12 protein-coding genes are annotated in these 12,311 nt (G+C 59.4%); 1 reads left to right on the forward strand and 11 read right to left on the reverse strand.

The window, feature by feature from the left end:
- Positions 1-108: 108 nt before the first annotated feature.
- From J2Y56_RS25150 to J2Y56_RS25185, 8 genes are all read right to left on the reverse strand, one after another.
- Positions 109-873 (reverse strand): ABC transporter ATP-binding protein, encoded by a 765-nt coding sequence (locus J2Y56_RS25150; protein WP_007947212.1) that lies wholly within the window; start codon positions 871-873, stop codon positions 109-111.
- A 13-nt stretch (positions 874-886) separates the two neighbouring features.
- Positions 887-2,005 carry a M14 family metallopeptidase gene (locus tag J2Y56_RS25155; protein WP_310353350.1) on the reverse strand — a complete coding sequence of 373 codons (1,119 nt, stop codon included), beginning with the start codon at positions 2,003-2,005 and terminating at the stop codon, positions 887-889.
- Between the two features lie 24 nt (positions 2,006-2,029).
- The gene (locus tag J2Y56_RS25160; protein ID WP_007947214.1) at positions 2,030-2,740 is read right to left on the reverse strand and encodes an ABC transporter permease; all 711 of its coding nucleotides are present in this window, start codon (positions 2,738-2,740) and stop codon (positions 2,030-2,032) included.
- Entirely contained in the window at positions 2,737-3,465 is a 729-nt protein-coding gene (locus J2Y56_RS25165) for an ABC transporter permease (RefSeq protein ID WP_007947215.1), read from the reverse strand. Before J2Y56_RS25165 ends, J2Y56_RS25160 begins: the two co-directional genes overlap by 4 nt.
- Before the next feature lie 56 nt (positions 3,466-3,521).
- Positions 3,522-4,304, reverse strand: a complete 783-nt coding sequence (locus tag J2Y56_RS25170) for a transporter substrate-binding domain-containing protein (protein ID WP_007947217.1) — start codon at positions 4,302-4,304, stop codon at positions 3,522-3,524.
- Between the two features lie 309 nt (positions 4,305-4,613).
- Positions 4,614-6,302, reverse strand: coding sequence for an ATP-dependent DNA ligase (locus tag J2Y56_RS25175; protein WP_310353355.1), 1,689 nt, complete (start codon positions 6,300-6,302; stop codon positions 4,614-4,616).
- Positions 6,299-7,333, reverse strand: coding sequence for a ligase-associated DNA damage response exonuclease (locus J2Y56_RS25180; protein WP_310353357.1), 1,035 nt, complete (start codon positions 7,331-7,333; stop codon positions 6,299-6,301). The genes J2Y56_RS25175 and J2Y56_RS25180 overlap by 4 nt, the downstream gene beginning before the upstream one ends.
- Positions 7,334-7,524: 191 nt before the next feature.
- Positions 7,525-9,975, reverse strand: a complete 2,451-nt coding sequence (locus J2Y56_RS25185) for a penicillin acylase family protein (RefSeq protein WP_310353358.1) — start codon at positions 9,973-9,975, stop codon at positions 7,525-7,527.
- A gap of 294 nt (positions 9,976-10,269) precedes the next feature.
- Between J2Y56_RS25185 and J2Y56_RS25190 the strand changes: the two genes are divergently transcribed.
- The gene (locus J2Y56_RS25190; protein ID WP_310353395.1) at positions 10,270-10,827 is read left to right on the forward strand and encodes a cysteine hydrolase family protein; all 558 of its coding nucleotides are present in this window, start codon (positions 10,270-10,272) and stop codon (positions 10,825-10,827) included.
- Positions 10,828-10,971: 144 nt separating this feature from the next.
- Here the strand turns inward: J2Y56_RS25190 and J2Y56_RS25195 are convergent, their stop codons facing one another.
- The 3 genes from J2Y56_RS25195 to J2Y56_RS25205 form a co-directional block, all read right to left on the reverse strand.
- A complete protein-coding gene (locus J2Y56_RS25195) occupies positions 10,972-11,181 on the reverse strand; it encodes an SEC-C metal-binding domain-containing protein (RefSeq protein WP_150780435.1) in 210 nt (69 codons plus the stop codon).
- Positions 11,178-11,672 (reverse strand): LEA type 2 family protein, encoded by a 495-nt coding sequence (locus J2Y56_RS25200; protein ID WP_007947224.1) that lies wholly within the window; start codon positions 11,670-11,672, stop codon positions 11,178-11,180. Before J2Y56_RS25200 ends, J2Y56_RS25195 begins: the two co-directional genes overlap by 4 nt.
- A 162-nt stretch (positions 11,673-11,834) precedes the next feature.
- The gene (locus J2Y56_RS25205; protein ID WP_007947225.1) at positions 11,835-12,311 is read right to left on the reverse strand and encodes a YchJ family protein; all 477 of its coding nucleotides are present in this window, start codon (positions 12,309-12,311) and stop codon (positions 11,835-11,837) included.

Below are 12,311 nucleotides of genomic sequence, written 5' to 3' on the forward strand. Positions count from 1 at the left end.
GCGAAAGGTTTAATGCAACAACGCGATCGCGTAGGAGCACGGCTTGCCGGCGATGGCGGTCTCAAGGATTCCAACGCGAGCAGGCTCGCTCCCACAGGTTTTGCGGTGTTACTTCAGGTTGCCGCTGAGGAATTGCTTCAACCGTTCACTCTTCGGGTTGCCCAGTACGTCTTCCGGCGCGCCTTCTTCCTCTACCAGCCCTTGGTGCAGGAACAGCACCTGGTTGGAGACTTTGCGGGCGAAGCTCATTTCATGCGTCACCATGATCATGGTCCGGCCTTCTTCGGCCAGGCCCTGGATCACTCGCAATACTTCACCCACCAGTTCCGGGTCGAGTGCCGATGTCGGTTCGTCAAACAGCATGACTTCCGGTTCCATGGCCAGCGCCCGGGCAATGGCGACCCGCTGTTGCTGACCGCCAGACAGAAACGCCGGGTACTGGTCGGCAACGCGCGCGGCCAGGCCAACCTTGTCCAGATAGCGCCGGGCTCGGTCTTCGGCCTCTTCCTTGCTGCAGCCCAACACCCGGCGCGGGGCCATGGTGATGTTTTCCAGCACGGTCATGTGGCTCCACAGGTTGAAGTGCTGGAACACCATGGCCAGGCGGGTGCGGATCCGTTGCAGCTCATTGGCATCGGCCACGTGCATGCCGTGACGATCCTTGATCATGCGGATGTTCTGCCCGTCGAGGCTCATGGCGCCGTCGTTGGGCTGTTCAAGAAAGTTGATGCAGCGCAGGAACGTACTTTTGCCCGAGCCGCTGGCGCCGATCAGGCTGATGACGTCACCGGTATTGGCCTTGAGCGAAACGCCTTTGAGAACTTCATGATCGCCATAGCTTTTATGCAGGCCTTCGATGGTCAGTTTGTACATGGGGCATGCATCCTCAAGGCGAAAGTAGGTAGCCGCTGCGATAGGCTTCGGCGCCCGCGACGTGCGCGATCACCATGCCGGCAGTGGCCATGCGCCGTAGCGAGCGGGCGTACATCAGCCCGGCGGCGGTGCAATGAACAGGGGTGACGCGATCGTTGATCGGGTCAATGATTTCGGCGATCAGTTGTCCGGCTTCCAGGTACTCCCCCGGCAGCGCGTTGAACACCAGCAGCCCGCCGACCGGTGTCGCCACAGGCTCTACACCCGCCAGCGGCGTGGCCGGGTAGGGCAGGTCGGGCAGCGGAGCCGGTGCGCCGGCAATGGCGCCGAAGTGAATCAGGTAATCGATCATCGCCTGGCAATCGAGGCTGGCCAGCGGATGATTGACGTCACCCTGGCCGCGTAATTCGACCGTCACTGAAAAACTGCCCAGCGGTATGTCGAAGTGTTCGCCGAAGCGTTCCTTCAACTGCCACCACAGCAGGGTGAAGCATTCATCAAATGATTGGCCGCCGGAGTCGGTAGCCAGCAAGCTCGCCTCGGCACCGATGTATCGCGCCAAGGGCTCGACCTGTGGCCAGGCTTGCGGCGTGGTGTAAAGGTGCGCGACGGCTTCGAAATCGCAATGCAGGTCCAGCACCATGTCCGCATCGCAGGCCAGGCGTTGCAGGGTCAGGCGCAGGGATTGCAGTTGGGTGCTGGCGGTTTGCCTGGCCAGGGCATTGCGCAAACTGTCGCGGATCAGCCCGAGGTTGTGTTGTGGATCGTCACTGAGTTGGCCTTCGATCTCATTGCCGACCGCTTCGCTCACATCGACGAACCAGCGATTGAAGTTTTGGCCGCTTTCGAGCTCGAAGCGACCCAGCGGGACCTCCAGCAGCACTTGTTCCAGGCCCACCGGGTTGGCGACCGGCACCAGCACGATTTCGCTGCGCAGCCGGCCGGCGGCTTCGAGTTCGGCCAGGCGCTGCTTGAGGTGCCAGGCCACCAGCATGCCGGGCATTTCATCGGCGTGCAGGGACGACTGGATGTAAATCTTGCCGTTGGCCGATGTCGGGCCGAAGTGGAAGCTGTGAATTTGTCGTGCGGTCCCCGGCAGTGGGGCCAGCAGGTCATGAATCTGGTGGCGCATGTTTCTTTATTCCTAAAGCGGGTCCTAGTGAGTCGGCCCGAGGAAGGCCAGCCATCGCCGTTCGGCGAGACGGAACAGGCCGACCAGCGCAAAGGTCACAGTCAGGTAGATCAGTGCGGCAATGCCGAACGACTGAAAGGTCAGGAAGGTCGCCGAGTTGGCGTCCCGAGCGACTTTCAAGACGTCCGGAATGGTCGCGGTGAACGCTACGGTGGTCGAGTGCAGCATCAGAATCACTTCGTTGCTGTAATACGGCAACGAGCGACGCAGGGCCGACGGCATGATGACGTAGGCATACAGCTTCCAGCCGGTCAGGCCATACGCCTTGGCGGCTTCGACTTCACCGTGGTTCATGCTGCGAATCGCCCCGGCGAAAATCTCCGTGGTGTAGGCGCAGGTGTTCAGGGCGAAGGCGAGGATGGTGCAGTTCATCGCATCGCGAAAGAACGCATCCAGCACCGGTTGGGCGCGAATGGCCGCCAGGCTATAAATCCCGGTGTAGCAAATCAGCAGCTGAATATAGAGCGGCGTACCCCGAAACAGATAGGTGTAGAACTGCACCGGCCAACGGATGTAGAAGTGCGGCGACACCCGAGCGATGGACAGCGGGATCGACACCAGGAAACCGATGACGATCGAGGCGGTCAGGAGCCACAGGGTCATGGCCAGGCCGGTGATGTTGTTGCCGTCGGTATAAAGGAAGGGTTTCCAGTACTCCTGCAAGAGTTCGATCATCGTACGGCCTCCCGGGAACCGGCGGCGTAACGGCGTTCAAGCCAGCGCAAGACGAAGTTGGAGGCGCTGGTAATCAGCAGGTAAATCACCGCGGCCACCACCAGGAAATAGAACAGTTGATAGGTGCTTTTGCCGGCGTCCTGAGCGGCCTTGACCAGGTCGGCGAGGCCGATGATCGACACCAGCGCAGTGGCCTTGAGCATCACCATCCAGTTATTGCCGATACCCGGCAGGGCAAAGCGCATCATTTGCGGGAACACCACGATCCAGAAACGCTGGCCACGCTTGAGGCCATAAGCGGTTGCGGCTTCGACCTGGCCACGCGGGACTGCGAGGATCGCGCCACGGAAGGTCTCGGTGAAGTACGCGCCATAGATGAAGCCCAGGGTGATGACCCCGGCGCTGAACGGGTTGATCTCGATGTATTCCCATTCCATGAAGTCGGTGAACGACGTCAGCCAGGTTTGCAGGCTGTAGAAGATCAACAGCATCAGCACCAGGTCCGGCACGCCGCGAATCAGCGTGGTGTAGACCTGCGCCGGCACGCGCACCAGTTTGACTTTGGACAGTTTGGCACTGGCGCCCAGCAAGCCGAGCAAGACGGCCACCAAGAGCGACAACGCCGATAATTTGATGGTCATCCAGGTGCCTTCCATCAGCAACGGACCGAAGCCCTTGAGGCTGAAGGCAGAGAGCCCCAGATTTTGTAATAGGTTTTCGAACATAAATCAGCAACCTGATCGGATAAAAAAAGCGCCCATCGCGAGATGGGCGCCGGGCATTATTTGCCGCTGTACAGGTTCAGATCGCCAAAGTGTTTCTTTTGAATCTCGGCGTATTTGCCGTCATCGTGTAACGCTTTGATACCTTTATCCAAAAGCGCTTTCAGCTCGGTGTTACCTTTCTTAATACCGACAGCCGTTTTGGCCGGCAGCAAAGCGTTGTCGACTGGCTTGCTGACATCGTAATCGGCACCCTGTGGCGACTTCAGGAAGCCCAGTTCGGCTTGCAGCATGTCCTGAATCCCTGCGTCGAGACGCCCGGAAGTCAAGTCGGCATAGACCTGGTCCTGGTTGGCGTAGGCCTGGGTTTTAACGCCGGCCTTGTCCAGTACGGCTTTGGCATAGGCCTCCTGGATAGTGCCTTGTTCGTAGCCGACGGTCTTGCCCTTGAGCGAGGCGACGTCTTCAGTCACGCCAGAACCTTTTTTGAACACGTAGGCGGTCGGGCCGGAGAACAGTTCGCTGGAGAAGTCGATGACTTTTTCGCGGGCTTCGGTGACGGTCATCGAAGAGATCACACCGTCGAATTTATTGGCCTTGAGGCCCGGAATCATGCCGTCGAAATCGCTTTCGACCCATTTGCACTTGACCTTCAGCTCAGCGCAAATCGCGTTCCCCAGATCGATGTCGAAACCTACCAGGCTACCGTCGGCCGCTTTGGACTCGAAAGGTGCGTAGGAAGGGTCAACGCCAAAACGCAATTCTTTGTATTCCTTGGCCAGTGCGGAACCCGCAGCCATGCACAATGCGAGTGCAGAAAAGGTCAGCAATGCTTTTTTCATTATTCAATCCCTAAGAACCAATATGAGCGCTTGTGGCGCAGAATTATTGTTACTGGAAAGCGTAAGACCCGATGAAAGTAGCAATTTCCGAACCAGAGTCCCGAACAAGCGTTTTAAAAGGTCATACAAGAAATGACGGCGCAGGGATTGTGCACGAAAACGGGCGTCGTGGAACTACTGCACCAAGTTGGTTCGGGTTGGCACAAATCCCTGTGGGAGCGAGCTTGATCGCGATAGCGGTGTATCAGTCACAAACACGATGAATGACACGGCCTCATCGCGAGCAAGTTCGCTCCCACCGGGATGGGGTCAGCTTAATAAATTCTGCAACGTGCCGAGGTCGTCAGCTTCTTCAACCGACTTGTCCTGGCGCCAGCGCAGCATCCTCGGAAAACGCACGGCGATTCCGCTCTTGTGTCGCTTCGACAGGGCGATGCCTTCGAATCCCAGTTCAAAGACCAGGCTCGGTTTCACACTGCTCACCGGTCCGAATTTCTCCACGGTGGTTTTGCGCACGATGCTGTCGACCTGGCGCATTTCTTCATCGGTCAGCCCTGAATAGGCTTTGGCGAAGGGCACCAGCGTGCGTTCGCTGGAGTCGGGTGGGCCATCCCAGACCGCGAAGGTGTAATCACTAAAGAGGTTCGCCCGGCGTCCGTGGCCTCGTTGTGCATAGATCAGCACCGCGTCAACGCTGAACGGGTCGACTTTCCATTTCCACCACACGCCCATGTCCTTGGTTCGACCAACGCCGTACAGCGCATCCCGCGCCTTGAGCATCATGCCTTCGACGCCGAGACGGCGGGACGCTTCCCTTTGGCGGGCGAGGTCGAACCAGTTGTCGCCGGTCAATACCGGTGAGACGAGTAACGCCGGGCTGTGACAGGTGGCGACGAGTGTTTCCAGCTGAGTGCGACGCGTGGCCTGTGTCTGATTGCGCCAGTCGGCGCCTTGCCATTCCAGCAGGTCGTAAGCGAGGACCACCACGGGCACCTCGTCGAGGATTTTTTTGCTGAGGACTTTGCGTCCGATTCGTTGTTGCAGCAGGGCGAACGGTTGCACGGCGGGAGGGGCGAGCGAGGCGGGGTCAAAGGCATCCTCGGTGCCGGGGCTTGCAGTTTTCCACGCAACGATTTCGCCGTCGATCACGGTGCCGTCGGGTAAACCGTGCACCAGATGCTCAAATTCGGGGAAGCGCTCGGTGACCAATTCTTCTCCACGCGACCAGACCCACAGACGCCCGTCGCGCTTGACCACCTGGGCGCGGATGCCATCCCATTTCCATTCCACCAGCCATTGGCTCGCGGGGCCGAGCAACGCTTCGAATTGCTCCACCGGTTGCGACATCGCATGGGCCAGGAAAAACGGATAAGGCTGCCCCCCACGCTGAGCGTGTTCATCACTGGATTCAGCCGCGATCAATTTCAGGTAACTGGCAGCGCTGGGTCGATGGGACAGGTCGGTGTAACCAACCATTCGCTGGGCCACGCGCTTGCTGTCGAGGCCGGCCATGGCCGCGAGGGCGCGGGTCACCAGCAGCTTGGAGACGCCTACACGAAAACTGCCGGTGATCAGTTTGATGCAGAGCATCAGACTGGTGCGGTCCAGTTGCGACCAGAGTGCGGGCAATTGTACGGCGAGCACTTCGGTGGATTCGCCACGCAAGGGCAGCAGCTTGTCTTCAATCCATACCGCCAATCCGTCGCTGGAACGGTGTGGCGATTCGGGCAGTACCAGGGAGATGGTTTCTGCCATATCGCCAACCGCTTGATAACTTTCTTCGAACAGCCAGGGTTGAAGGCCGGAAAATTCTACGGCCAGTTCTCGCAGCACACGCACGGGCACCAATTGCCGGGGGCGCCCGCCGGACAAAAAATAAACCGCCCACGCGGCATCTTGCGGTGCAGCCTGTGCAAAGTAATGTTGCATGGCAGCCAGTTTGGCGTTGCTCGACGTGGTGGCGTCGAGTTCGGCATACAACTCGGCAAAGGCCTTCATGGCAATGCCTTGTCTTGCTCAGGGTCGACCACGGCGTTTTCTTCTTCGTCGTCGCCGTACTCGGTGTTGAAGCTCTGTGCATCAAGACCCTGTTCACGCAGATGGCGCACCAGTACGGCGACCGAACCGTGGGTCACCATTACCCGCTCGGCGCCGGTTTGTTCAATGGCCCAGAGCAGCCCCGGCCAATCGGCATGGTCGGACAGCACAAACCCCCGGTCGACACCGCGTCGGCGGCGGGTCCCGCGCAAGCGCATCCAGCCGCTGGCGAAGCCGTCGCCGTACTCGCCGAAACGACGCATCCAGGTGCTGCCGCCCGCTGATGGCGGCGCGATGACCAGCGCTTTGCGCATCATCGGGTCACTCTTTTGAACCGCGCCGGCATAGATCGTTGGCGGCAGATAAACGCCGCTTTGGCGATACACCTGGTTGAGTGGTTCTACGGCGCCGTGCACCAGAATGGGGCCGAGGCTGGCGTCGATACCGTGAAGAATTCGCTGCGCTTTGCCGAAGGAGTAGCAGAACAGCACGCTGGCCATGTCGGCGGCGGCGTTGGCCTGCCACCACTGATTAATCTCGGCAAACACCTGAGTCTGAGGTTGCCAGCGATAGATCGGCAGGCCGAAGGTCGACTCGGTAATGAAGGTGTGGCAACGCACCGGTTCGAAGGGCGCACAGGTGCCGTCGGCTTCGGTCTTGTAATCCCCCGAGGCGACCCAGACTTCGCCGCCGTATTCCAGTCGCACCTGGGCCGAGCCGAGCACGTGGCCGGCGGGGTGAAAACTGAGGGTGACGCCATGATGTTTGAGGGGCTGGCCGTACGGCAGGGTTTGCAGGTTGATATCTGCACCGAGGCGAGCACGCAAGATGCCTTCGCCGGCTGACGCGGCCAAGTAGTGTTGATTGCCGCTACGGGCATGGTCGCTGTGAGCGTGGGTGATGACCGAACGTTCGACGGGCCGCCACGGGTCGATGTAGAAATCCCCGGCCGGGCAATACAATCCTTCAGGACGCGCGATAACAAGATCCATGTTGTTGCCAGGATGGAGGGACTTGTTAGGTATGAGGTAGGCGTGAAGCCAGAAGTTCTATCTGAATTCTATTGAGCAATCACATTTCCATGTGGGAGCGAGCCTGCTCGCGAAAGCGGAGTGTCAGTCACCTGAAATGTTGGCTGACAGGGCCGATTCGCGAGCAGGCTCGCTCCCACAGGATCGGGGGGTTACTTGCCAGGTGCCAGGGTCAACTGCGTCTTGCCATACACCTTGTCAAAGTTCTGTGGCTGCATCGGCAAGCTCATGTATTGCCCTTTGAGCCAAGGCTCGATGCTGTTGAGGTAGTTCGGGCTGGCAGGGTTGCCTGACTGACCGGTGCTGTTCTGACCCATCAGCGGCTCGGCCTGGCTGAAGTCGACGATAAAGCGCATGGCCGGGGCCAGCGTGGTGTTGAAGTCCTGACCCCAGGCGAAGGCCGCCGTGTTCAGCGTAGTGTGGTCTCCGCCCGCCGCGACGGGCCCGCGAACGATCTGGCCGTTGGCGTTTTTCCACTCGTAGTGGTGCAGTTTGCCCCACTGCCAGGCTTTGTGATCGCCGCCCAACTGACTGTCGCCTGCGCTGATCGCCGCTGCCAGACTGCGAGCGAGGATCGCCGGCTTGTCTTCTTTTTGTGGTGTGCGCACGTCATCCCAGAACGGGCTGTCGTCGCGCCCCAGCAGATGATCGGCCTGCGCGGCATAGGACAGCTTGCCGTTGGCGACAAAGGCTTTCCACGCCGGACTGCTTTGCGGACCGAGTTCGTCGAGGAAAATTTGTTTCATGCTTTCTTGCAGAAACAATTCATACATCGCCGCATCAGCGGAGGTTGCGCTGAGCTTGCCGTCGAACGCCATCAGGCGCGTATACGCCTCACGCGCCATGCCACGCTCTGCCACCGGCAGCGCTTCAATGGCCTGCTTGAGTGGCTGGGCCATGCCCGGGGCTTCAAACATTTTCTTCAGTTTGGTGGCAAAGGTGGTGGTCTGGTCATACTGCATGGCGATCACGCTGCGTGCGTCGTGTTTGCCCGCGCCCGCCAGTTCGGCCAGGCGTTCGCCACGCTCCGGTGCCGCCCAGGAATTGGACAATTGCATGCCGTAGCCGTGGGGGATGACACGCTGGTTGGCAGTGCCGAGCCAGCCTTGGGCCGGGTCCTGATCGTAAGGGTGGAGCATCGGGTCGGCGTAACCGTCCCAATCGTAACGACCTTCCCAGCCCGGCGATGGCAGCAGGCCTTCGCCTTCGCGACGGTTCGGGTAACGGCCGGTCACTTGCCAGGCGATGTTACTGACGTCAGCGAAGACCATGTTCAGTGCGATGGCGCGGATTTCGCGACTGGCGTCCGACGCTTTCTCTACGGTCTGGGCCCGGGACAGGTCGAAAAACGCGTCCAGGGTTTTGTCATCAGTGAAGTTCGGCATTTGCAGGGCCAGGCCGAAACCGTTCGCCAGTGTCATGCCTTGGGCACTGTTGAGCAGCGGACCGTGACGGGTTTCGTACACGGCTTCGCGAACGGGGCGCTGGCCTTTGACGAAGAAGGTTTCGTTACGCACGACGGCGGGCTGCCATTTGCCACCCACTTCGTACGTGAGGCCGTTGCCCTGACGCTTGATTTTTTCCAGGAACAGGTCCTGGTTGTCGCCCATGACCGTGGTCATGCTCCAGGCCACTTTGCCGTTGAAGCCACCGAGCACCATCGGCAGGCCGGCAATGGTCACGCCCGAGGCCTGATATTTCGGCGCGCGAATCTGCACGTAACTGAACAATGACGGCACGCCGAGCGAGCCATGACTGTCGCTGGCCAGCAGGCTTTTGCCACTGCGGCTGCGTTGCGGGCCAATCGCCCAGTTGTTCGAGGAACTGGCGCCCAACAGATTCAGGTCGGACAGTTGGCCCGTGGCTTTGTTGATCTCGGCCAACCCAGGGATAGCCCCGTTGAGCTTGATCCCTTGCAATTTTTCGGCTTCAGCCAGCGGCAATTTTTCATCGGGTGCGGACGGCGTCAGCCAGGCGAGTTTGTCGGTGGTGACGGTCTGAACCAGCATCAACGAGGAAATTTCTTCCGGCAGGTTGGCCGATTGGCTGAAGTTCAGCAGGCAGAAAATCAGCGCCGAATCTTCCGGTTTCCAGTATTCCGGTTTGTAACCGGAGGCCGCGAGGTCCGCCGGCAGCTTGTCGCGGTAGCGGAACAGGTAGGCGTTGACGCCGCGAGCATAGACTTCGAAGAAGCGTTTGAGGCGCGGCGAAGAAGCTTTATACAGCTCGCCCGCGCTTTTCTTCAGGTTGACCGCACGCATATAGCGGTCAGCATCCAGCAAGTCAGCGCCGGACATCTCCGCCAGCCGTCCTTCGGCCAACAGGCGCAATGTCACCATTTGCGTGATGCGGTCGCTGGCGTGAACGTAACCCAGGGCGAACAACGTGTCGTGGAAGCTGTTGCCTTCGATCAACGGCATGCCCATGGCATTGCGACGCACCGATACGTTCTGCGCCAAGCCCTTGAGCGGCTGTACACCGGAGGTCGGCGGGAGGGTGTCCTGAGCGTTCATGGTCTGACAACCGGTCAGACTCAAAACACTGGCCACTGCTGCGGCAACGCCGAACCGGGGAAGAAAATGTGTAAGGGCTGGCGAGGCCATGGCAAAGCTCCTGCGGGGGTAGAGGCGCAATAAAGGCGCTACGTTAGTGAGCAGGAGGAGGGCGCGCAAGCGGCGGGCGGGTTATTTCTTTCCGAAGATCGTTCCCACGCTCCGCGTGGGAATGCCTCAACGGACGCTCCGCGTTCGGCTTTGGATGGGACGCGGAGCGTGGCGGGCAGCATTCCCACGCAGAGCGTGGGAACGATTAGTCCTCCAGCGTTCGATGACTTGCCTGTTAGAGGAGGTGATGCTGAAGTGCGTGAAACTCAAAGACCTTGCATGAGAACGACCGCAATGGAGCTCAAGACCCACGCAGCGCTGATCATCATTGATCAACAAAAAGGCATTCTGCATCCCCGACTCGGTCGCCGAAATAATCCACAGGCCGAAGAAAGAATCCTTGAGTTGTTGGCGTTTTGGCGTCGAACCGGGCGACCGGTGATTCATGTGCAGCACCTGTCCCGCTCCCCGGATTCAGTGTTCTGGCCGCAGCAATCAGGCGTGGAATTTCAGCAACGGTTTGAGCCAATGGCGGGCGAGCAGCTGATTCAGAAACAAGTGCCGGATGCTTTTTGTGCAACGGATCTGGAGGCGCGTTTGCGCGAGGCGGGCATTGATCAATTGGTGATTGTTGGTGTGGCAACGAACAACTCGGTGGAGTCCACGGCGCGAACGGCCGGAAACCTGGGGTTTGAAACGTGGGTGGCGGAGGATGCGTGTTTTACCTTCGACAAGGCGGATTATTTTGGTAATGCCCGTTCGGCCGAAGACGTGCATGCGATGTCGCTGGGGAATTTGCACGGGGAGTATGCGACGGTCGTCAGCACTGCGCAGATCCTGAGCCGAGGGTGACTTCGAGTCAGTCATCGCGAGCAGGCTCGCTCCCACATGGGATCTGCTGTGGACACACTATTTGTGAACCCTGGAGATCTATTGTGGGAGTGAGCCTGCTCGCGATTGCGATTCAACAGGCGAAAAATATTTTCACCCGCAGCATCAAGCGCCGTGGCACTTCTTGAATTTCTTGCCGTTGCCGCATGGGCAAGGGTCGTTGCGACCGACGTCTTTCAGGGCGTTGCGCACCGGTTCCTGAGGGGCGTGGCCACAGTTCGGGCCGTGAACATGGCCATGGTCGTGATCATGGTGGTCGTGATGGTCATGATCGTGGTTGCAGTCAGGGCCATGGACGTGAGGTTGCTGGGTCATTGGGTGTGCTCCGGAATTAAATCGGCGGGGATTATCACGCCATTGCGCGCCAGGTGCACGTCATGAGGGATGAATAAACCGGTTTTCAGTTCACCTTCCAGACGATAGGGAATGGATTGATCGGGATTTTTCAGCATTTTCACCAGGTCTCGCACCTTGGGCCACAGGTTGGTACGGATCGGCACTTTTACATAGGCGCTGTGCTTGGGTCCGATGCTGAACCAGTTGTCGTACTCGCCTTCGGTCAGAAGGATGTCACCCAAGTGAATCCGGTATTCGAGGCTGCGCACGTTCAAGTCGCTGTCATTGGGGTTGTCGATACGAAAGTGCAGGAGAAATTTCTGTTCCAGCAGTTTTGCCCGCACGACTTCAACCTTGACCAGATGCACCACGGGGTCCGGCTCATCGTCAACGAACCAGGACGCACAGCCGGTGAGCCCCAAAAACAGCAGCAGGCTGAGCAGATAAAGTGCGTGTCGCCGGGTGATCATGGTCGTGTATCTCCCTTGAACCTGTAGCAGCTGCCGGAGGCTGCGTCCGACTGCGAAGCAGTCGTATTCCTGTCACCTCGATCCAACTGAACAACGCTTCGCCTGGTCTTGCGACTGCTTCGCAGTCGGACGCAGCCTCCGGCAGCTGCTACGAGGCGTCACTCAATTGCTGAAATAACCTGCACAACACTTCTTGAATTTTTGACCGCTGGCGCATGGGCAAGCGTCATTGCGCCCGGCCTTGAGTTGCACGGTAGGGTCGATGAAGTACCAGTGGCCAGCATTCTGTACGAATGACGAGCGCTCGCGGTGGCTGTGTTCGCCGCTGCCATCGTGCCAGCGCGCGGTGAAGGTCACGAAGGCATGTTCCGGCTGGCCGCCAAAGACTTCGGAGCTTTCGACTTCCAGACCCAGCCAGGTGCTTTGCGCACTCCAGTCGCTGATGGACTGACGATTCAGGCCAGCCTGCTGGGCAGGCAGGGTGGTCGCCACCAGATAGTCGATCAACCCCAGCACGTAGGCGCTGTAGCGCGAACGCATCAAGGCTTCGGCACACGGCGCCGGATGCCCGGCATGGTAATGACCGCAACAGGCATCGAGCAGGGTGCCGCTGCCACAAGGGCAAATGGATGTACTCAT

The sequence above is a fragment of the Pseudomonas sp. BE134 genome, assembly GCF_031456105.1.
In the GTDB taxonomy this organism is placed as follows: Bacteria; Pseudomonadota; Gammaproteobacteria; order Pseudomonadales; family Pseudomonadaceae; genus Aquipseudomonas.

What these genes read in the sequence shown, in the direction of transcription:
- J2Y56_RS25150 (WP_007947212.1), bottom strand. Translation starts at nt 873, where the DNA reads ATGTACAAACTGACCATCGAAGGCCTGCATAAAAGCTATGGCGATCAT.
- J2Y56_RS25155 (WP_310353350.1), bottom strand. Translation starts at nt 2,005, where the DNA reads ATGCGCCACCAGATTCATGACCTGCTGGCCCCACTGCCGGGGACCGCA.
- J2Y56_RS25160 (WP_007947214.1), bottom strand. Translation starts at nt 2,740, where the DNA reads ATGATCGAACTCTTGCAGGAGTACTGGAAACCCTTCCTTTATACCGAC.
- J2Y56_RS25165 (WP_007947215.1), bottom strand. Translation starts at nt 3,465, where the DNA reads ATGTTCGAAAACCTATTACAAAATCTGGGGCTCTCTGCCTTCAGCCTC.
- J2Y56_RS25170 (WP_007947217.1), bottom strand. Translation starts at nt 4,304, where the DNA reads ATGAAAAAAGCATTGCTGACCTTTTCTGCACTCGCATTGTGCATGGCT.
- J2Y56_RS25175 (WP_310353355.1), bottom strand. Translation starts at nt 6,302, where the DNA reads ATGAAGGCCTTTGCCGAGTTGTATGCCGAACTCGACGCCACCACGTCG.
- J2Y56_RS25180 (WP_310353357.1), bottom strand. Translation starts at nt 7,333, where the DNA reads ATGGATCTTGTTATCGCGCGTCCTGAAGGATTGTATTGCCCGGCCGGG.
- J2Y56_RS25185 (WP_310353358.1), bottom strand. Translation starts at nt 9,975, where the DNA reads ATGGCCTCGCCAGCCCTTACACATTTTCTTCCCCGGTTCGGCGTTGCC.
- J2Y56_RS25190 (WP_310353395.1), top strand. Translation starts at nt 10,270, where the DNA reads ATGGAGCTCAAGACCCACGCAGCGCTGATCATCATTGATCAACAAAAA.
- J2Y56_RS25195 (WP_150780435.1), bottom strand. Translation starts at nt 11,181, where the DNA reads ATGACCCAGCAACCTCACGTCCATGGCCCTGACTGCAACCACGATCAT.
- J2Y56_RS25200 (WP_007947224.1), bottom strand. Translation starts at nt 11,672, where the DNA reads ATGATCACCCGGCGACACGCACTTTATCTGCTCAGCCTGCTGCTGTTT.
- J2Y56_RS25205 (WP_007947225.1), bottom strand. Translation starts at nt 12,311, where the DNA reads ATGAGTACATCCATTTGCCCTTGTGGCAGCGGCACCCTGCTCGATGCC.